Source organism: Streptomyces sp. NBC_01210, assembly GCF_036010325.1.
Lineage (GTDB): Bacteria > Actinomycetota > Actinomycetes > Streptomycetales > Streptomycetaceae > Streptomyces.
The window spans coordinates 3896349-3916941 of the sequence record NZ_CP108549.1 but is presented as its reverse complement, the minus strand read 5'-3'; the positions used below and the strand labels follow the sequence as shown (position 1 = coordinate 3916941).

The 20593-nt window shown below is 70.4% G+C and carries 15 protein-coding genes; 6 read left to right on the top strand and 9 right to left on the bottom strand.

Annotated features, from left to right (window positions below; genetic code table 11):
• The first annotated feature begins 16 nt into the window (after positions 1-16).
• The gene (locus OG735_RS17570) at positions 17-1135 is read left to right on the top strand and encodes a hypothetical protein (protein WP_327324126.1); all 1119 of its coding nucleotides are present in this window, start codon (positions 17-19) and stop codon (positions 1133-1135) included.
• Positions 1136-1251: 116 nt separating this feature from the next.
• Here the strand turns inward: OG735_RS17570 and OG735_RS17565 are convergent, their stop codons facing one another.
• From OG735_RS17565 to OG735_RS17530, 8 genes are all read right to left on the bottom strand, one after another.
• Positions 1252-3042: a TraM recognition domain-containing protein gene (locus OG735_RS17565; RefSeq protein WP_327324125.1), complete on the bottom strand. Its 1791-nt coding sequence runs from the start codon at positions 3040-3042 to the stop codon at positions 1252-1254.
• The gene (locus OG735_RS17560) at positions 3039-4574 is read right to left on the bottom strand and encodes an ATP/GTP-binding protein (RefSeq protein ID WP_327328357.1); all 1536 of its coding nucleotides are present in this window, start codon (positions 4572-4574) and stop codon (positions 3039-3041) included. Before OG735_RS17560 ends, OG735_RS17565 begins: the two co-directional genes overlap by 4 nt.
• Before the next feature lie 302 nt (positions 4575-4876).
• Positions 4877-6370, bottom strand: a complete 1494-nt coding sequence (locus OG735_RS17555) for an SCO6880 family protein (protein WP_327324124.1) — start codon at positions 6368-6370, stop codon at positions 4877-4879.
• 201 nt (positions 6371-6571) lie between these two features.
• Positions 6572-7783, bottom strand: a complete 1212-nt coding sequence (locus OG735_RS17550) for a hypothetical protein (protein ID WP_327324123.1) — start codon at positions 7781-7783, stop codon at positions 6572-6574.
• A gap of 1 nt (position 7784) precedes the next feature.
• Complete coding sequence (locus OG735_RS17545) at positions 7785-8549, bottom strand: hypothetical protein (RefSeq protein ID WP_327324121.1); 765 nt, start codon at positions 8547-8549, stop codon at positions 7785-7787.
• Positions 8550-8567: 18 nt separating this feature from the next.
• Positions 8568-8846 (bottom strand): hypothetical protein, encoded by a 279-nt coding sequence (locus tag OG735_RS17540; protein WP_327324119.1) that lies wholly within the window; start codon positions 8844-8846, stop codon positions 8568-8570.
• Positions 8847-9057: 211 nt separating this feature from the next.
• On the bottom strand, positions 9058-9333 hold the full coding sequence (locus OG735_RS17535; protein WP_327324118.1) for a hypothetical protein: 276 nt from the start codon (positions 9331-9333) through the stop codon (positions 9058-9060).
• Positions 9330-10055: a DUF6668 family protein gene (locus tag OG735_RS17530; RefSeq protein ID WP_327324117.1), complete on the bottom strand. Its 726-nt coding sequence runs from the start codon at positions 10053-10055 to the stop codon at positions 9330-9332. Before OG735_RS17530 ends, OG735_RS17535 begins: the two co-directional genes overlap by 4 nt.
• A 199-nt stretch (positions 10056-10254) precedes the next feature.
• Here OG735_RS17530 and OG735_RS17525 point away from each other — a divergent pair, with 199 nt between their 5' ends.
• The 3 genes from OG735_RS17525 (at position 10255) to OG735_RS17515 (ending at position 12650) form a co-directional block, all read left to right on the top strand.
• On the top strand, positions 10255-11091 hold the full coding sequence (locus tag OG735_RS17525; protein ID WP_327324116.1) for a lytic transglycosylase domain-containing protein: 837 nt from the start codon (positions 10255-10257) through the stop codon (positions 11089-11091).
• 2 nt (positions 11092-11093) lie between these two features.
• Positions 11094-11945, top strand: coding sequence for a hypothetical protein (locus OG735_RS17520; protein WP_327324115.1), 852 nt, complete (start codon positions 11094-11096; stop codon positions 11943-11945).
• A 126-nt stretch (positions 11946-12071) separates the two neighbouring features.
• Entirely contained in the window at positions 12072-12650 is a 579-nt protein-coding gene (locus OG735_RS17515) for a sigma-70 family RNA polymerase sigma factor (RefSeq protein ID WP_327324114.1), read from the top strand.
• An 86-nt stretch (positions 12651-12736) separates the two neighbouring features.
• On the opposite strand, the gene OG735_RS17510 is transcribed toward OG735_RS17515, so the two are convergent.
• Positions 12737-16090 (bottom strand): AfsR/SARP family transcriptional regulator, encoded by a 3354-nt coding sequence (locus OG735_RS17510; RefSeq protein ID WP_327324113.1) that lies wholly within the window; start codon positions 16088-16090, stop codon positions 12737-12739.
• Between the two features lie 433 nt (positions 16091-16523).
• Between OG735_RS17510 and OG735_RS17505 the strand changes: the two genes are divergently transcribed.
• Together OG735_RS17505 and OG735_RS17500 are read left to right on the top strand one after the other, a co-directional pair.
• Complete coding sequence (locus OG735_RS17505) at positions 16524-17393, top strand: hypothetical protein (protein ID WP_327324112.1); 870 nt, start codon at positions 16524-16526, stop codon at positions 17391-17393.
• A gap of 313 nt (positions 17394-17706) precedes the next feature.
• Entirely contained in the window at positions 17707-20565 is a 2859-nt protein-coding gene (locus OG735_RS17500; protein ID WP_327324111.1) for an AfsR/SARP family transcriptional regulator, read from the top strand.
• Positions 20566-20593 lie beyond the last annotated feature (28 nt).

The following is a 20593-nucleotide window of genomic DNA, read 5'->3' as shown; positions in this document are numbered from 1 at the left end:
GAAGGGGAACGCCGTCATGCCCCCGATAAGCCGGCCGGGAGAACTGCCCGGCAGGAGCGAGGACATCGCCTCGCTCAATCCGCAACTCGTCGCACTCGCCAGAGAACTGATCCTCCAAGACCTCGACGCCCTGAAAGCGACGAACGGCTCGGGCCCGTCCCCGAAGGACATCGAAGCAGTGCGGGACTACGTCGCCCGACTGGACTCACCGTCCGCCGAACCGGGCGTGCCTGCCCCACGGCCCGGGATGGGGCCCGCCGGGGATGCCCTGTCCCGCTCGGCCTACGAGGAAACCACCGGGATACCGGGCAGGCCGGGCGACGGTCCTGGTAACGGCGTGGGCATGGGGCAGGCGCAGGGCGACCCGTGGTCGCTGTCCGCCGTCCAAGAGCTTGTCGCCCACATGATTAGGGAGTTCCTTCGGGAGCCCGCGCAGCATGCGCCCGAGGAGCGGTACGCACCGGAGCGCCCGCAGGACAGGTTTCTGGGCCGGTACGAGAACGAACACGAGAGCCAGGTCGCAACCATGGCCCAGGCGATGGAGATCGCCCTGTCCGGGAACAGTCTGCTCCGGGAGATGTACGAGCAGGGGCAACTCGGCAGGACCCGGGGGCTGATCGAGTACGCCGATACGTTCACCCAGGCCGCGAGCGCGGAGGGCGCCGGGCACGCCACCGGAGAAGCCGAGGAGAACGTCCGGGGCGCGAGGCGGGACGAGGCGAGCCCCGAAGCCGAACACGAGATCGCCGGGCTTCGCTCCCCGTCGCCGATGGGCACGCGGCGCGACAGCGTCCTCAGCTACTTCGACCCCAGCCTCGACGACCGGCGTCGCGACAGTTTCCTGCGCGATGACAGCGTGCGCGGCCTGGGCAACGGGACCTTCTCGCAGGACATGTCTTCGGTCGCACGGACGCGCAGCTCCGGCGGAGGAGCCCCGGAAAGAACCGTTGACGGCGCTGCCTCCACGGCACTTGACCCGATGGCCGCGGCAGCTGCTTCGAGGAGCCCTGGCGCGCCGGCCAACCCCTCGGGCAGTCCGGACGTTCCCCAGCTGCCGCTGACGTACACGCCTCGTATGCCCAGGCCCCAGAACGCACCCGGCTCCCCGGGCTCGTCAAGCTCCCGGGGGCAGTAGCCCGGATCACACCGTACGTACGGATGCGTGGGAGGCGCGCCTTTCGGGCCCTCCCACGCATCCGTATGTACGCGGCCGGGGCGGGCCGCTCCTGGCCGGCGCCCCTACGCCTCCTCTCAGGCCGACTCCACCGGGTCGCCCGCCTCCTTCGTCAGGGTCACCTTCGACCACGCCTGCGCGGCCCGCTCGGTGATTGCCTCCACCTCTGCCTTCGCCGCCGCCGAGATGGGGCCCGCGTTCGGCTCCTTGTACCAGGGGCGGAGCCGGATCAGCGCGGGCCGTACACCGGTGGCGAGCAGGAGCGCCGTGCCCTTCGGAAGCGCCCGTATCCTGTCGGGCGGCAGCACCTGTTCCTGGCGGTAGGAGACGGAGCGGGAGGAGCCGTCCTTGCTCTTGGAGACGCTGACGGTACTCACATCGTGCTGGCCCACCAGTTTGGAGATTTTCTCCACGAAGTCGGCGTCGTCCAGCCCCGCGCCCAGCAGCTTGACGGTGGCGGCGCTCCACAGCGCGTCCATGCCGGCATCACCCCAGACGCGCGCCCCCTGCCGGTAACTCTGAAGCAGGGTCACGACGTTGATGCCCCGGGAGCCGAAGTGGCTGTAGAGGTCGGGCAGATCGGAGATGCGGCAGACGTTCGCGGCTTCGTCGAGGACCGCCGTCATCGGCGGGTCCAGCCGGCCGCCCATCCGCTCGGCGGCGACCACTCCCGCCCGCATCGCGGCGTCGGCGATGCCGGCGATCACCCCGGCCGCCGAGCCGCCGCCGTCCTTGGACAGCAGGTACAACGTGTCACGGCCGAGCACATGCTGCTCCGGCCGGAACTGCGGAAGGCTGGGGTCGCGGGTCACCCAGGCGAGGATCTCCGGGTCCAGCAGGCAGGCCACGCACTGCCGGGCCGTCTCGTAGATACCGTCACGAGTCTCCACCGCACCGCGCACAGTGCCTTGCAACTGCTCGGCCATCGCCGTCATCCCCGCCTCGCGCAGCAGGTCGATCGGCGTACGGTCGGCCGGGTCGGCGAGCCATCCCAGCAGGTCGGTCACCGGGGCCCTGCCGCGTGCCGCGGCGAGGAAGAGCGCGGTCAGGGTGTTCTGCGCGGCCGAGATCCAGAAGTCCTTCTGCGAGGCGTCGTCGTTGACGGAGGCCACGAAGTGTCCGGCCAGTCTGCGGGCGCCCTCGATGGTGACGCACTCGGCGAGCATGTCCCACCACATGCCGCGCGGGGTGTGGGCGATGCCCTGGGGGTCGAACGTCCACACCGTGCCGATCTTGGCCCGTTCGGCGCGGGTGACGGCGTACACATCGGACTTGTTGGAGGTCAGGAGCACCGCCCCGCGTGCCCGCAGCACCCGGGGGATGGCGATACCGGTGGACTTTCCGGCGCGCGGCGCCATGAGGTCCAGCTCCACATCCTCGTAGGAGGAACGCAGTTCGGGCCCGGACGGCTCCAGATCACCGAGGAGATTGCCAGTCTCGTCCGGGTGCAGTTCCTCGATGCCCTTGAGTGAAGGGCGCAGTTCACGGGCGCGGGCGGAGATGCCCTTGGGTGCCATGGCCGCCAGTTCCCGCTTGCCGGCCAGGCCTTTGGTGCGGGAGCGCACCTCCCGTACCCTCATCGCGGCCAGGGCGAACAGGACGGCGATCACGGCGAACAGGGCCACCACTCCTCCGTACACCGCGTACGGGGAGGCGCCCGGCCATAGTCGGCGCGGGCCGTCCGTCACCAGGGCGGCGAAGGTCGACAGGGCGAAGGGCGGCGAATTCCAGCCAGCACCCGTAGCCGCCGCACCCAGTGTGCCGCCCAGCCAGGTCACACCGAAAAGCACCAGATTCACGGCGGCGACGGCCACGATCGCCCAGGGAGCAAGATCGCTGCCCTGCAGGCCACCGGGCTTTTGGCTCACGCGGTCCACCTGCTCGACGGATCGGACAGGTCCACGGCGGGACGGGACAGGTCCACGGCGGGGCCGAGGTCTTCGAGAGCGGGACCGGGGCCGGGACCGGCGGCGACCGCGGCTGCCTCGGCCGCGGCTCGCTCGGCCGCCCGCTCCTCGGCGTACCCGTTGGAGGTCCAGCGGGTGTTGGTGTCGTGCAGCCCCTGTTCCGTGTCGGTGATGGCGACCTTGATCGGAATACCGGGCCGCCCGCCTACCTTGATCAGGAACCGGCCGCGCCCCGGCGGCTCCTCATTCGCCCCGGTGCTCGCCCAGCCGGGCGGCGAGGACCAGGACGAGACCAGCTCGATCTCCCGCCGGGACAGGCCCACGATTTTGCCCAGCTCCTCCATCTCGGCCCGCGGCAGGCCCGCGCACACCACCATGCCGGCCCGCTCGACGAAGCCCCGGGCCTTGGCCCGGTCCGAATCGGTGCCCAGTGCCTCGGCGTCCTTCAGGGTGTGAGTGATCTTCGCGTCGCCCAGACCGAGGGAGCGGTTGAGGCGGGTCAGGGCGTCGATGCGGTCGACGATGCCGGAGGCGGCGCGCAGCGGACGCCACAGCTCGTCGAGGACGGTGAAGAACCAGCGCCGGGGCGCGAGTCCGGCGTCCGCCAGGGCGTGTGAGGCCGCGACCGTACCGAGCCCGTCCGACCAGGCCGCGAGCATCGCGGCCGCCGTCAGCTGAGTGTCTGCCTCGCCGATACGGGAGATGTCGATGCACACGGCAGGGGCATCGGGATTGATGCGGGTCGAGGTGTCCGAGGCGAAGGTGCCGCCCAACGGCCCGTCCAGGATGCCCAGCAGCGAGCGGTGCAGCGGATCGACCGCGTCGCGGTACCGGCCGTCGTCACCGCGGTCCAGGGTGACCGCGCGCACCCGGTCCGGTCCCTCGTTGAGGACCCTGAGCAGGTCGGGCAGGAGCAAGGTGCGGCCCTGTGGGGTGTGTTCGCGCAGATGGTGCAGACACGCGGAGAGCACCGACTGCTCGTGGTCGTCCATCGGCCGCCCGCGCACGATCGTGATCAGCGCGGCCACCATGTTGAGGACACGTCCGTGGGTCTCGGCGATCAGCATCCGGCCCGCCTCGCCGCCGATACGTGCGGCGGCGGCTCCCATCGCGCCCGGGTCGAGGACGTTGATGCCACCCAGGCCGCGCCCGATGGAGATCACCTGACCGCCCAGGGCCCGTACGGTGTCCGCGTAGTCCGGCTTGAGGTCACCGAGCACCAGCGGCACCACACCCGTGGCGGACAGCCCGATAAGCATCCGGTTGACGAGAGTCGACTTCCCCAGACCAGGCATGCCCAGCATGAAAAGGGACGGGTTGGAGATGTACCGGGCCCGGGTGAACCACGACAGCGGGTCGCCGCACACCGTCGCCCCGGTGAACAGGTGCTGCCCGAGCGGCACTCCGGTCATCGGCGCACCGGAACCGGCCGCGAACGGCCACAGCCCACACGCCTGCACGGTGGTGGCGCGCCACATGGTCGGCGGATCCATATAGCCGACCCGGCCGCCGCCGGGGCCGGGCCAGCCGCGGGGGGGCACGTACTGTTCACGGACCCGTCGGGCGGAGTGGTCCTTGCCCCCGCCCTTGCTCTCCTCCCCGCTCTCCCTTTTGGCCTCCTTCCTGGTTTGCTTCCTGGCCTTTTTCCTGGTCTTTTTCCGGCCACCCTTCTTGGTGTCGTCCTGCGTGTCCGCATCCGTGACGGTGATGCCGCTCAGAGCGGTGGTGGCGCCGGACGCCCCCGGCGCCCAGCCCGCGCCGAGGTCCAGGACACGCTCCTGAGAACGGTTCCCGCTCACAGCGCCTCCTGGAGCTCGTGCGGGACCAGTGTCTGCTCCCACGGAAGAATCCCGGTGGGCAAGGTGCAACTGAACGCCGCGGCCTGCATCCGGTCTGCCGGGCGCATCGAAACGCGCGAGGTGGCCAGGAGGTTGCGTACGGACACGCTCGCGTCGCCGAGCTGGTCGGCGGAGTCGACGGTGACAGTGAGCATCAGCGAGAACTCCACGAGACCCGCGCCCGACGCCTCCTCCGCGGCTGTCTGCTCGGCCGCCCGCACCTCGGAAGCCGCACGGGCCTGCACCATGCCGCGCCCGGAAGTGGCCATGAACTGGGCGCTGCGGCGATCCGCCTCGACAATGCGCGCCGAGGTCGCGGGGTCGATGGGCCGGTAGAGCAGAGCGACCCGCTTGCGACGGGTCCCCGGGGCGGCCTCCAGCATGCCGCGCATCACACTGGAGCGCACCGTGCCGCGTGGGGCGAGGGTGAGCATCCAGCTGCGGGAGACCCCGGAGTCGTGCTGGTACGCGTCGACCGTCTCGACGCAGGCGGCCGGTCCCGCGTCCTCCCACTCCAATCCGGTGCCGCCGTGCTGGGCCCGCGCGCTGAGGACGTCCGCCGCGACGGCCGGGTCGTAGGCCACCCGTACGACCTCGGCGATCCGCTCCGCGGACAGCGGATACGCCGAGCCTCCGCCGGCCCCGACCAGTCCGCTGAGAAGCCCCGGAATACGGATCGCCAGGTCGGTGATCACGTCCTCGTGCTTGCGCTTCTGGCCCGGCGGGATGCCGTAGGTGAGGGTGATGTAGGTGTGCATCTCGGAGGAGGCGGACGGGTAGCGCTGGACGACTTCCTCCATCACCGCGCGCGCGGCGGGCGGCGCGTCCGGCGAGATCCGGGGCAGCACTTCGGTGGCCAGCCGGGTACCCGGATCGGGGGCCGTCTCGATGATGACGGCGGCGCCGCGCAGTCCCGGCTCGTGGGCCAGCCGGGCCAGCCACTCGCCCCACATCGCCACCCAGACGTCCACCTGGTCGGGATCGACCAGGGAGCCACCGTCCGGTTCGCAGCCGAGGACGACGGTGTAGAGGTTGCGGTTGCGGTGGTGCAACACGCCGAAGGGACGGTCGTACGCGTCCCGGCCCTCGCTGACGGTCACCCGGTTCAGTAGGCCGGGGGGCCGGAACCGGCCGCCGGGGCGCTGTGACAGCGGACCGGAGACATAGACGTGCGCGCCCTTGGACTTACGGCGCATCCAGCCGATGCGCAGGGCGATCAGCTGGTAGAGGTTGCGCCCGTCCTGGGTCCGCAGAGTCAGCGGGGTGAGTACGACGACGAGCGGGACAAGCACCACAAGGGCGGCGATCAGCGAGACCAGCGACGCGAGCAGCACCAGGACCAGCCCGCCGAACACTCCGAAGGTGCCGATCAGACCGAGCGGGCCGAGCCCTGGCCTCCTGGGCCGGCGCCAGTTCCCGTAGGTGGGATGCGTAACGGCTTCCGTAGCCATGGTTCTGCTTCCTTCCATATCTGTTTCGTTGTCTGGTGCGTTGGCTGCTTTGTTTGCGGACGTACTGCCGGATCGCCGGGCGGCGGGACTGCGGCCATGTGCCGGGGCTGGGCCGGGCCGACGGACGGGACCGGGCCGGGGGCATGACCCTGGTGGGCCCGCCCTCCCGCCCGGTGGCGGTACGCGCCGGCGCAGCCACCGCTACCTGTTGTGGCCCGCGTCCCCGTCGGCTCCGTCCAAGGCGCCGGCCGCCACCTGCCCCACTCCCTGGACAACGCCGATCGCCGCACCGAGCGCCGCACCGGCGGGACCCGCGGCGGCCGCCGCAGCTCCCGCACCACCGGCGGCGCCTCCTGCCGCACCACCGCCGGCGGCGCCTCCAGTCGCACCGCCTTGTTGACCGGCCGCGCCGGCGCCGCCCGCGGAACCCGCACCGCCGGAGGAACCGGAGGATCCCGAACCGCCCGAAGCGCCCAAAGGCCCGGTGCTTCCCGCGGATCCACCCTGGCCGGCGGAGGAGGAGCCGGTACCGAGCGATTTGGCCCCGGAGGCGACGGCGCCGCCCATGGTCGCCATTCCCTTCCCCACGGCGCCTCCGCCGCCGAGCGCCGCGGTCGCGGGCACGACCAGCTTGAGCAGCGCGGGCAGGGCGACGGCCGACAGAAGCATCACGCCGATACCGGCGATCCGTTCGTGGATGTCGTTGTCGGGACCGTCCGAGATCATCGCCGAGCCGGCGTACATGACCAGTCCGGCCGCGGGCTTGTAGAGCAGCCAGGCGATCATCCAGCCGATGTGCTTGCGCCACCAGCCGTTGCCCCAGTCCGTCATGGACGCCGCTGCGGCCAGCGGCAGCGTGCCCAGCAGCACGATCATCACGCCGAGGCGGATATAGAGCAGGATGGTGTGCAGGATGGCGGCGATGAGCAGGAGGAAAGCGAGGACGAGCAGCAGGAACGACTCGATGCCGTTGCCTTCCTGGCAGCCGATGTTGCTGGTCAGCTGCTCGTAGGCACCCTTCTTGAAGAGGAAGTCGGCGTACCGGTCGGAGAGGCCCGCCAGAAGGGTCACCACCGTGGTCGCGGCGCCTGCCACCAGGATCACCCGGAGCAGGCCCTTGAGCGCGGTCGCCCCCGCCTCCCCGCGCCGTTCGAGAGCCATCCGGATCGAGGCGAAGATCAGTGAGCCGACCGCCGTATAGACGACGACCCACTGTGTCTGTTGGTTGACCTGCTGCGAGGTCCCGGACGCGGAGAGCGTGGGGATGGAGGTGGTCAGCTCACCGAAGACCGCGATCGCGCCTGCGAGCACGGCGTTGGCGATGCCCTCGACGATGGTGCCGATCGGGTTGCCGAGGAAGGAGAAGAAACCTACGACGGCGTCGGCAAGAGGGTTTCCGGTAGGGCACGCCATGTCACACCTTCCACATGATGAATCCGGCGTTTCCCATCACGGTCGTCATCGACGTGTAGAGAGATCCGTTCGACTTGGGCTGCACCTTCCAGTCACCGCCCTCCCACTTCACGGCGACGAAGGTCGATCCGTAGCCGCCCGAACCGTTTTTGATGAGGAGTTGCACCTTGGCGGCGTCCGGGGAGTACGAGGCCACTGCGAAGCCCGCGTAGGAGCCGACAGCACTCCCGTTCTGAGCCGTCTCCGGGACGGTGGACCGCTGGGCCACGAAAATGTCCCGCCCGGGCCCCGCCACCACCTGCTGCTCGGTGACGGTGCGCCAGTCGCTGCCGCTCATGTGTGTGGGAATGATGTGCGCGGCCGTCACCGCGCCCATGGGTGTATGGGCGAAGCACCACATGACCGGACCGCTGGACCTGAGCGGGCCCGCCGAGGTCGACACGGGAACTTTCGAGACGCCGAGGGGCCGCCACTCGATGTCGTCGGGTGGCGCCGTCGGCTTCGCTTCGTCGCTGTCGTCGGTGCGGCAGCCGTCCGGCCGGCCGTCGCCGCGCTGCCCCTCACCGCCCTTCGCGGCGGGGGAGGACAGCGGCCCCTTCTTTCCGGCGGCCATGTCCCGATCGGCCTGCTCGTCGTCGCCCGTCGTCAGCCAGGTGACCCCCGCCATGACGAGAGCGACGGCGAGAAAGGTCGCAGACAGGATCCATCCCTGCTGCTTCCAGAACGGTGACTCCGCCCCGGCATTCCTCCGATTGCGTCTGAACACGATGTCCGACCTCTCTGGTCAGTTGAAGACGAATCCGACCAGCGGGCCCGCGGTGGCAACCAACACACAGCCGCCCAGCACCATGCCGAGGCGGCCCATGTGCTCGGAACTCTCGCCGCGCTTCAGGGAGATGGCCATCATCGCGCCGGTGATCAGAACGCCCGCGACACCGGCGGCGGTGCCTGCCCATGCGGCTATGCCGAGCACCGTGTCCACCTTGCCCGTTAGCTCGGGCGGTGCCTTGCGCACCGGACTGGGCACCGCGGCCTTGATCAGAAAAGGCGTGATCATCTTCATGGGAATCTCCTGCGAGGTCGTTCGCCACTGACGCGTGGCTGAGGAAAGGAAGAGGAAAGAGGGGGTCCCGCACAGTCCGGGAGTCCAGGCGGCCCGGAGGATTCGGGAAGGCCCGGGAAGGCCGGCAGAGCGGTGCGGGTGGTACGGGCCCTACGGACCGGAAGGTTCCGGGGCCTGCCCATGGAACCCTCCGGCGGGCCCTGGCAGTTGCTCAGAGCGAGAGCGGGCCGAGAAAGGTCACGATCGGTCCCGCGGTACTGGCCAGGACGCATGCGAGCATGACGAAGAAGAAGCCTCGGTAGTGCTCTCCGCCCCCGCCCGGGTCACCGCGGCGGAGCTGGAGCGCCATCATCAGGCCCACCGTGATCACGCCGCCGACCCCGGCCGCCGTGGCGCACCAGGCGAGGATGCCGAGCAGCTGATCCGCTTCAGCGCCGGGGGCGAAGGTAGCGGCGAGCGTTGCGCCCGTGCCGGCCGTGTCCGTCACCGTGGCTCACCCGCCTCGGCAGGCCGGGTCCCGGCCAGGGCGCCCAGCCGGAAAACCTCCTTGGGCAGGTTCTTCGTCTGCTTGCCCATCCGCCAGGCGGGGATCCACGAGACGCGGCGCACCGGTGCGACGGAGCGCAGTACCCGGACCCGACGCGCGAGCGGGAAAGGGAGGCGGCCGGGCGCGTCGGCGACGAGCACCAGGGCCACCAGCTCCATGCCCTTGGGGTGCCGCCCCTCACGAAGGGCGTCCAGTGCCCTGGACGCCGCCCGCATACCGTCGGCGTGCGTCCGCGCCACCAGCATCACCCGGGCCGGCTCGCCCCGGGACGCGTCGGGCCACCGGCACCCGATGTCGGTGCCGCCAAGCACCTTCGCGAGGGTGCTGGCGCCGGCACCACCGTGCGCCCCGACCCAGCCGACCCCTTCGCCGGACAGCGCCCGTTGCCGGGTCCGGCCCGGGCGCTGCGGCTGCCTCGGCTGCTGCTGGGGGTCGGGGTGCCCGCCCCGGTCGGCGTCCCCCGGCTCCTCGGTGGACACGGGCCGCATCATCACCGTTGGCCGGTCCAGGACTTCCGGCTGCTGCGCGTAGGGAGCCCGCTCCGCTACTTCCTGCGGTGGGCCTGTCGGCGCGGGAGCGGTCTGCTCCCCGGCGGGCTGCTGGGAGGTCGGTCCCCGCACCCACATCTGCGGTCCGGTAGGCGCCGCTGAGGGGACGCTCATGCGCGTCCCACCCCCTCTCCTGACGATCGATACATCCATCTTTGAACCGGTTCAATTCGAGTCCCGTTGCGTTCTTCGAGTCCGTCGTGATCCGTCAGACAGCCACAACGGGAGCCCACCCGCACCGGTTCAAGACTTCGGTGACTCATTTCGAACAAGCGACGACAAGCGAGAAGTAGGAGGAGAGCGTGATGTGCTCATGAGCGGAGGTACAGGGGCGGGCGGTCAGGCCGACGGCTCGTCGGGGAACGCCAACGCGACGAAAATCGCCCTGGGCGCGGCAGGCGGTCTCGGCTGTCTGATGTCGCCCGCCGTGCTGCTCGGCGGGGTCATCGTGATCATCATCATCGGGGGTTTCGGGGTGCTCCTCGCCCCGCTCATCGCTCTCATCCTGCTGTTCGGAGGCGGCGGGGGAGGCTCGGACCCGGCGGACGACGCCAACGAGATCCTTGAGGTGTTCGAAGGTGACGGGAAGGGTGAACTGGACCCCGACCAGGTGCCGTCGGATCTGGCGGAACCCATTCAGAACGCGGGCGCGATCTGCGACGTGATCGGTCCGATCGTGATCGCCGCACAGATCGAGCGGGAGTCCAACTTCAACGCGACGCTGGTCGGCCCGGACGGCTCCGAGGGGATCTCGCAGCTGCCCCCGGCCGTGTTCGACGAGTTCGGTAAGGACGAGGACGACAACGACAAGGTGTCAGCTTTCGACGCACCCGACTCGATCATGGCCCAGGGCCGTTACCTGTGCTCTCTGGCCAAGGAAGTCCAAGGGCTCCTCGACAGCGGCCAGGCCATCGGGAGCGTGCTCGACCTGACGCTCGTGGCCTACGACGCGGGCGTGGACGCGGTACGCGAAGCGGGGGGCATCCCGACCACCAATCAGTCCCAGGGCTATGTCGTGGGCATCAGGGCGCTGTTCGCGAAGTACCAGGGGCTCGGCGCCCCGCCGCCGTCCTTCAGCCCCACCCCCACCCCCACCTCGAGCGGAACACCACAGGAGTCCCCCGAGACACCCGACGACGGAGAGCAGTAGCCATGCCCCGGACCACGGCCCATTTCGACGTGTTCATCTCCCGCCACGGCACCGTGATGCTCGACGGCGAACCGGTCCCGGCGGGCAGGGCCGGACAGACGGCCCACGGCGCGGTGCTCGACGCGCTGCAACTACGTGCCCTGGCCCTGGGCGCCCCCGTGGGCGCGACCATCCTGGACCGGCTCAACGGCTGCGCGACCCGTGTCGAGGTGGCGCCCGACGGCTCGAGCCGACTCCTCGACGAGGTGGCACCGGCGGCGGACGACGAGACTGCGGCCCTCATGGCGGAAGAAGCCGGAGCCCCCCTGGCGAACACAATGGGAGTACGAAGCGGACCGCGCCACAGGCCCCGTCCGCATGGAGCGCGAACGCCTAGCGCGGAAACCCCCTCCGGCCGAACGGTCCCGGCACCGGTGCCGGGGGAGTTCGCCGAGCCGGTGGCGCGTATCAACGAGGCTGTGGTCTCAGGCGAGTTGGAGCGTGCGGCGGGGCTCGCTGCCGCACTGCGCAAGCGCATCGCCCGGGCCCGTGGCACCGAGCACCCGTACGCCCTCGAAGCGCTCGCGATGCAGGCGTACATCGCTCACCTCGACGGCGACCATCCCGTCTGCGCGGACCTCTCCCTGGAACTCGCCGGGGCCCGATGCCGACTCGGCGACCCGCGTGCGCGGGAGGACGTCACCCGGGCCACGGCCGCCTGGCGCCGGCTCGAGAACGACGGGGAGGCCGTCGAGCAGGGCCTCCGGCTGCTCGCCCTGTGGAAGCGGCTCGTCGAGCGGGGCGGGACGACAGCGGCGGACATCGAGCTGTTCCGTCTCGTCGAAAGGCACCTGGACGCACTGGGTCATGTATGAGGCGTCAATCGACCGTCAACGCGACGTGGAACCGGTCCCGAAAGACTCCGGGCAAGCGAGGGCAGCCGAGCCGGCGGCCCTCACAGCTCTCGGCCCACGGGGGTCGGACGACCGAGGGAGTACGTCGTGAAATGGTCCGTCATGGGATCGGCCGGTGCGCGGGACGCACGGGAACGAGCGCTGCGCGCACTGTACGAGGAGCAGGTGGACCCGCTCTACGCCTATGTGGTGCGCCTGCTCGGCGGGGAACGTCACCGGGCCGAGGACATCGTCCAGGAGACCCTGCTGCGGTGCTGGAGCAGGCAGGACCTGAGTGTCGGCGGGCTCCTACTCAGACCCTGGCTGTTCCGGGTGGCCCGCAATCTGGTGATCGACGGGCACCGGAGGCGACTGGCACGTCCGCGCGAGGTGGACGGCAGCAGTTGGCTGGGCGAACTGTCCACCGAGGCGGACGAGATCGAGAAGATGCTCTCCTCCGTGGTGGTCGGCGACGCTTTGCAGGCACTGTCCTTCGCACACCGCGAGGTGCTGTACGAGACGTACTTCGTCGGCAGGACGACCCAGGAGGCCGCCGTCGCTCTCGGCGTCCCTCAGGGCACTGTGAAGTCCCGTGTCTACTACGCCCTTCGGGCCCTGCGATTGGCCCTGGAGGAACGCGGGGTCGCCATGGACGCGCAGCGGCCGGTGCGGGCGGCGCGGGTGTGACCCCACCGGCCGTCCTGGGCTTCCACCCCGGCCCGCCGGCCCGTCGGCGGGCCGGGCCGCCGCGGGCCGGGCACACCTCCGCGTCCCTACTGCCGCGGCTCACCAGCGGGCCGCGGCGGCTCCGTTGCGGTGCCCGATCGCCCGGAATCCGGCACGATCACCGAGTGCTCGGGCTCAGGGCCCCGGCCGGCCGCCTCCTTCCCCTCCTCTTCGAGTCGGCGGAGGCAGTCGTGGACCTGCTCGGCGTCGGGGTGGTCGAACTCCTCCAGGATGGCCAAGGCCTGCTGCCATGCCGTGCGGGCCGCATCCCGGTCCCCCGCCGCATGCCGGGTGCCGGCGATGTGTACCAGCGTGTCGGCCTCCAGATATCGGTCGCCGAGCTCCCGGTAGAGCTCGAACGCACGCATGAAGCAGTCGATGGCCTCGTCGTACTCCCCGAGATGGTGCAGGGCGTAGCCGAGGCTGTCCTGCGCCGCGGCCTCCCCGTTGAGGTCGCCGACTTCCTGATGCAGCGCGATGGCCTGCGCGCACTGGGCAAGCGCCTCCTTGTGCTCCCCGAGCAGAATGTACGTCCAGCCGACCTCGTTGAAGACGCTGGCCTCCCCGCTGCGGTAGCCGGCTCCGTGGTACAGCATGCTGGCCTGCCGGTAGTGGTCGAGCGCGTCGTGGTAGCGCTCGCCGTCGTGGTTGGCCAGGAAGGCCAACGAGCGGTGCGTCCGGGCCTCCCCCATGGTGTCGCCGAGTGCAGCGAACAGGTCCAGCGCGTTGCGCAGATGACGGGCGGCATCCTGGATGCGGTTCAGCCGGAAGCAGGCAAAGCCGAGCGCACGCTCGGCATGCGCCTGTCCGAGCTGGTCCTTGACGCTCCGGGCGGCGGCCAGCGCGGCTCGCTGGATCTTGAACTGGTCGTGCCATTGGCCCAGCCGGTCGAAGAACAGGTCCAGGGTGAAGGCGAGCCGCCAGGCGTGCGCGGCGAAACCGGCCTCGGCGGCACGCTCGACGGCGGCGAGCAGCACCCGCCGCTCGGTGACCAGCCATGCCTTCGCCCGCTTCTGATCGCGGAACGTCTCGGCAGCGGAGCCGGGTTGGGCTTCGGGCAGGGAGATCGTCTCGCGGCAGGGAGTGAGCAGCGCGGAGACGCGGTGCGCGGTGTGGAGGTAGTGGTCGAGCATCCGGTGCAGCGCCGCGTGCCGTTCGCCCTCGGTGTCGAGGGTGTCGGCGATTTCGGCGGCGTAGGTGCGCAGCAGGTCATGGAAGGTGTAGCGACCGGGGGTGTGCTGGGTGAGGAGATGGGCGCGGGCCAGGTCGGCGAGGAGCGAGCGGGTCTCGCGCAGGGGCAGTCCGGCGATAGCGGCCGCCGCGGGGGCAGCGATGTCCGGTCCCGGGTGCAGCGCGAGCAGCCGGAACAGCCGGGCCACCGCAGGCGGCAGGGCGTGGTACGACCAGGAGAAGATGGCGCGGGCGTCGGTGGCCGCGTCGGTACCGGTGAACGCGTCCAGACTGCCGTGGCTCTCACGCAGTTCCTCGGCGATGGCGTACAGCGGAAATTCCGGGTAGGTGACAGCCCTGGCAGCCACGATGGCCAGCGTCAGGGGCAGCCGCGTGCAGAGCGCGACGATCTCGTCCACCGCTTCCGGCTCGGCCTCCAGCCTGGCGTGCCCGATCCGGCGGGTCAGGAGCTCCCTGGCCTCGGCGGGCGAGAGCAGATCGAGTGTCAGGGGGTGTGCGCCTTCGGTGGCGACCAGGCCGGGAAGCTGATTGCGGCTGGTGACGATGACCAGACAGCCGGCCGTGCCGGGCAGCAGCGGCCGGACCTGCTCGGTGTCGCGGGCGTTGTCCAGGACGATCAGCACACGGCGGCCGGCCAGCAGACTGCGGTAGAGCGCTGCTTGCGCGTCCAGTCCGGCCGGAAAACGCTGCGGCGGGACGCCGAGGGCCCCGAGGAAGGCACGGATGGCTTCGGCGGGGTCCATGGCCGCGCCGCCGGGATCGAAGCCTCGGAGGTTGATGTAGAGCTGGCCGTCGGGGAAGCGGGGCGCGATTTCGTGGGCCCAGTGCACGGCCAGTGTCGTCTTGCCGATGCCCGCCATCCCGCCGATGGCGCTGATGACCACGGTGGAGGGGTATCCGCCCTCCGGGAGCAGGGCGCGAGTCCTGGTCAGTTCGGCGAGGCGTCCGGTGAACGCCGGCAAATCGGCGGGCAGTTGGGAAGGAAGCGGCGCCAAGGCGGCGGGCGGCCCGGCGGCTGGGGCGGCACCGGACGCGGCCCGGTGCACGTGTCCCGCTCCGTCCCGGTCCTCGTCCTCGCCAGTTCCCCGGTTGTCACCAGCCGATGCCATGTTCCCTGCCGGATCGGCCGCCACCGCGGCGGCGGGGTCATCGGCAACCGCCGCCACCCCGCCCGGCCCGGCTCTCGCAAGGTCCCCGTCGGCTCGATCGGGACCGGCCACAGCGTCACCCGGGACTGGGGAGCCGGCTCGGGCCGCTCCAGGACTTCCGGTCAGCCCTCCGTCCGCCCCGGCTGCCGTGCCCGAACCGGCACCCGGATCAGCACCGGAATCCGCACCGGCACCGGCGATCGCCTCGTCGGCCGCACGGGGCCCCGCGGCAAGACCGGCGCCCCCGCCTCCGACGGGACCCGGCCCAACCGCCGTGACCAGATCGGTGGCCGGGCCGGACGCGGCCAGCCCCGGGTCCGCCGCCAACAGCCTCGTATGTGTCTCGCGCAGCGCGGGACCGGGTTCGATGCCGAGCTCCGCCACCAGTTTCCGCCTGGTCGCCCAGTACGCCTCCAGCGCCTCCGCCTGCCGTCCGCAGCGGTACAGCGCCAGCATCAGCAGCTCGCACAGCCGCTCCCGCAGCGGATGATCGCCGCAGAGCATCTTCAGCTCGGGCACCAGCTCGGCGTGGTGCCCCATCTGGAGATCCACCTCGATCCTGGTCTCCAGCGCGTTCAGCCGCCGCTCGGCCAGCCGGGACCGTTCGGACTCGGCGAGCGGCCCGGGTATCCCGGCCAGCGGTGTGCCCGACCAGGCGTCGAGAGCGATGTGCAGCAGTTCCCCGGCCTCCGGCAGATCGCCCGCGGCCCTCAACTGCTTGGCCCGCGCCATTCGCTGCTCGAAGACGCCCAGGTCCAGGGCGGTCTGCGCAACGCGCAGCGCGTAGCCGTCGGCGACCGAGACCACCAGCCCCGGGCTCTGGCCCGCCGCCCGGTCCGGTTCCAGGATCTTGCGCAAGCGTGAGACATACGTACGTAGGACCGACACTGCGCCCGGCGGCGAGTGCTCGCCCCACAGCGCGTCGACCAGTTCTCCGGCCGCGGCCGGGTGCCCCCGTCGAAGCAACAGCGCGACAAGTACCGCTTTCTGCTGGGGCGAGCCGAGGCCCACCTCCGTCTTGCCGTGCCACGCCCGCACGGGACCCAGGACAGAAAACTTCACATCATCTGCACCACTTACGTCCACCAGCCGGACCCTAGCTGGTCGCCCGGAGCCACAGACTGTCGGCTCGGAGGCCGGCACGACCTATGACATGCCCGAAACACGGCCCCGGGCCAGGCGGTTACGCGATTCCGGCGCGGTGATCAACGCAGACTGCGGGTCGGGCCGGGCGAATTGCCGGAAGCCGCGAGCACGGGGACGGCCGGGAGGCGACCGACAACGGCCGGAGGCAACCGGTGACAGCCCGGGGAGGGTGACCGAGCCCACCCCGCGGGTGCTCTTTCGACGAGGCCTGCCGCGTTGAACCGGCGCCGTCCCGAATCCGTCGAGAGGCATGAACACAGCCCCCGTTCACGCCTGGCGAAGGGATCTGCGCATGCCCGAGGTCACGACGCGCGAACCCTGATCCACCCGACGACGGAGAACAGCAGCCATGACACCTTCCGAACCCGCCCTCGAACCTTCCCTCTTCGACGTGCACGTCTCCGATGAGAGCTCGGCCGTCCTCAACGGCGAACGAGTCACCGCTGCCGTGGGGCAATCCATCCACGAAGCGATCCTCGATCTGCTCCAGCGTCATGCGCGCACCCGCCAGGAGCCAGTGCAGGCCACGGTCTTCGACCGACCGGATGCCCGCACCTTCCGTATCGAGGTGGCGCCCGACGGTTCCAGCCGCATCCCCGAACCGGACGGGGACGAGACCGCGCCCACCAGCGCCGACAACCCAACGGGGCGGCGCCATGACGTCGTCGCCGCAGGTGCCGCACGGGAGACCGCCGAAGAAACCCCGGTCCCCGCCTCGCTCGCCGACCGAGTGCATCGCATCAAGGAAACCGTCTTGCAGGGAGACACGGAACACGCCTCCGCCCTCGCCGCCGCGCTGCACGAGCGCCTCACCAGCGATCACGGTGCCGATCATCCCCACTCCCTGGAGGCCAGGGCGATGGAGGCGTACGTCGCGCACGTCGACGGCGACCACCGATTGGCCACCGTGCTGTCGCTGGGAGTCGCACGGATCCGCTGCGGACTGGGCGACACGCGCGCCGGGGACGATGTGATGCGGGCCACGGCCGCGTGGCAGTGGCTGCACGACGACCGGGCCGCCGCGGCGCACGGCCGCGAACTCCTCAACCTGTGGGCCCATCTCGAGGGCAAAGGTCTGTTGACGCCCGCGCGCACCGAAGCAATGCGGCAGGTACGGCAACGCCTCGTGGCGTTGGGCGCCGCACCGGCACAGGAGCCGGACGCCCCTGTTCCCACGCGTTCCATGCATCAGCGGCCGAGCGAACAGGGGCGCCTCTGAGCACCCTCCTGCAGGGGTGACGACTACAGCCGGTCCTCTGTGGGGAGGACACCATGCGCCCTGTGAGAATCAACTCATATCCCCCTCATCACTGACCGAAATATAGTGATAGATACTCCCGAAATGGTGCTTCAGGCCGGCGGGACAGACTGATACGCAGAACGCCATACCCCCACACGCTGTTCGCCGACGGATACGGTCGACCGCAGAGAACGCTTCTGTGAGGGCGCGAACACCAATGAGAACAACCGGCGTTGCTGAGTTGCGGTTCACGGTTCTGGGGCCTTTACAGGCATGGCTTGGCGACAGCGAAGTGCCGCTCGGGTCACCGCAGCAGCGGGCCGTACTGGCGACGCTGCTGCTCAAGGGACGGCCCGCCACCGTCGAGGAACTCGTCGACGCCGTCTGGGGCGAGGACCCGCCGACCGGAGCCGTCTCGGTGCTGCGGACATATATCTCCCGGCTGCGCGGTGTACTCGAACCGGACCGGGAAAAGACCCAGGCTCCCCTTGTTCTGGTCTCGGTCGCCAACGGATACGCCGTCCGCGTGCACGACGGGGCAATGGATCTCACGCTCTTCGAGCACCAGCTTCACGAAGCCCGAGAGCTCAACACCAAAGGTGCCACCCTTGCGGCCAGGGACCTGTTGCGCACGGCCCTGGACCACTGGAAAGGCGTCCCGCTGGCCGGAGTTCCCGGGCCTTTCGCCGACGCGGAACGATCCCGGCTCGCCGAAATGCGGTTGAGCGCAACGGAGACCCGAGTGGACCTGGACCTGGAACTCGGGGGTCACCGGGACGTCGTACCCGAGCTGATCACACTCACCGCGGCCCATCCGCTGAAAGAGCGGTTGCGCCTGCTGCTGATGCTTGCGCTGTACCGCTGCGACAGACAGGCGGAAGCACTGGCGGTCTACCACGACACAAGACACACACTGATCGAGGAACTCGGTATCGAACCGGGTCCCGCACTGCGGGAGTTACACGGGCAGCTGCTGGCCTCGGACCCGTCTCTCTTGGCACCCCCGGCCGAGACCGGGCCCCGGGCATCGACGGTGAGACCGGCCCAACTACCTTCCGATCTCGCCGACTTCACCGGCCGCGAAGCGGAGACGGACAGACTGAGCGCGGTCCTGTCGGATGATTCCGGGACCGCCGTCCCGGTCGCCGTACTCACCGGCATGGGCGGAGCAGGCAAGACCACACTGGCCGTTCACGTGGCCCACAAGGTGAGGGACGACTTCCCCGACGGGCAACTGCACGCGGACCTGCGCGGCGTGGACGGCACACCGGCCGACCCGGCGGCCGTGCTGGCGGTATTCCTGCGAGCCCTGGGTGAGAAGGACCAGGGCATGCCTGACAGCCTTGTGGAACGGGCAGCACTGTACCGATCGATCCTGGCCCGGCGGCGGGTCCTGGTGGTACTGGACAACGCCCATGACACGGAGCAGGTCCGCCCGCTCCTTCCCGGCTCGGGCAGGTGCGCCGCCGTCGTAACGAGCCGATCCAGGCTCGCCGCCCTTCCGGCCACCGGACGGGTAGCCGTGGAGGTCTTCCAGCCGCAGGTGGCAGCGGATCTGTTCGCCCGTATCGTCGGCGGACCCAGGACCGCGGCCGAGCGCCTCGCGATCCTGCGCGTCGTCGACCTGTGCGGCGGGCTTCCGCTGGCCGTACGCATTGTCGCCTCTCGACTCGCGGTCAGGCCGGACTGGAGCATCACGGACACGGTCGACCAGCTCAAGGACGAGCGGCAGCGCCTGGGCGAGCTGTGGATCGAGGACCTGGCCGTCGAGTCCTGCTTCCGTCTCGGCTACGGCCAGCTCGACCAGCAGCAGGCGCGGGCGTTCCGCCTGCTGGCCCTGCCGGCGTCGAACACCTTGGGTCTGGTCGACGCGGCGGCCGTTCTCGATCTACCCCCGCAGCAGGCCGAACCCCTGCTGGAATCGCTGGTCGATGTCGGCATGGTGGAATCACCGAGCCGCAGACGCTACCGGTACCACGATCTGCTCCGGCTGTTTGCGAGGCAGCGCGTCCAGGAGGAGGAGTCGACGACCACTCGCGCCGCGGCGCTCACGCGTCTGCTGGACCTGCTGGTGGCCACCGCCCGCAACGCGTACTGCCTGATCCGCCCGGGACACACCACCCCTGCGTCGCTCATCCCCACCGAGCACCGGGGGGTGACCTTCACCGATGCGGAAGAGGCGTGCGCGTGGGGTGCCCGGGAACTGACTGCGGCGCTGGAACTCGTGGAGCAGGTCGCCCACACGGCCACCGCGGGCGCCGCCGACCTGCTGCTGGCCCTCGATCCACTGCTGATGGCCGAACACCGTTGGCACGATGTCATCCCCGTCGCGCGAACAGTGGCGGCCGAGGCACGCCGTACCGGTGACCGTCGCGCCGAGAGACGGGTCTGCTACATGCTCGGGGGCGCGCTGATGCAGGTGGACGACAGCGAAGGCGCACGCGAGCTGACCAGCCGCGCCGTCGACCTGTCGGTCGGCGCCGGCGACGACACGGTTCACGCCATGGCGCTGAACGTCTACGCGATCCTGCAGTCCCATGCCGGCCGCCACCGCGAAGCCGCGGAGCTGGGCGGTCGCGCCGTCACCATCGCCCGCGCCATAGGAGACCGATCGGTCGAGGCGCTCGCCCTGGGCAACATGATCCAGAAGCGCTTGGATCTCGGACGATCGGACCCGTCGCTGCTCGACGGCGCCTATCGGCAGTTGGGCCTGTACGACAGTCTCGACGATCAGCACGGCAGAGCACAAGCTCTGTACCGGCTCGGGCAGGTACTGCGCAGCCTCGGTCGGCCGGCGGAGGCTCTGCGTAGACACCAGGAAAGTCTTGAGATCCTCGGCGTCGACGGACAGCGCCACGTGCAGGCCGGCAACTTCATCAAGGTTGCCGAAGCCTACCTGGACCTGGACCAGCCCGAGTCGGCAGCCCGTTTCGCCGAGCGAGGGATCGTGCTCAGCCGAGAGCTGGGGATCGACCGGCGCGAGGCAGCGGGCGCGCGGATTCTCGGCGACGCACTGATCCGGATGGGACAGCGGTCCTGGGCGCGTGCATGCTGGGAACAGGCGCACGACATCTGTGTGCGACTGGGCATGACCGAGGAGGCCGGCGAGCTCCGGGACAGACTTCTCGCGAAGCCGGCTCGCTCAGCCTGATCCTCACTTGTCGGCGTCGGCGATTTTG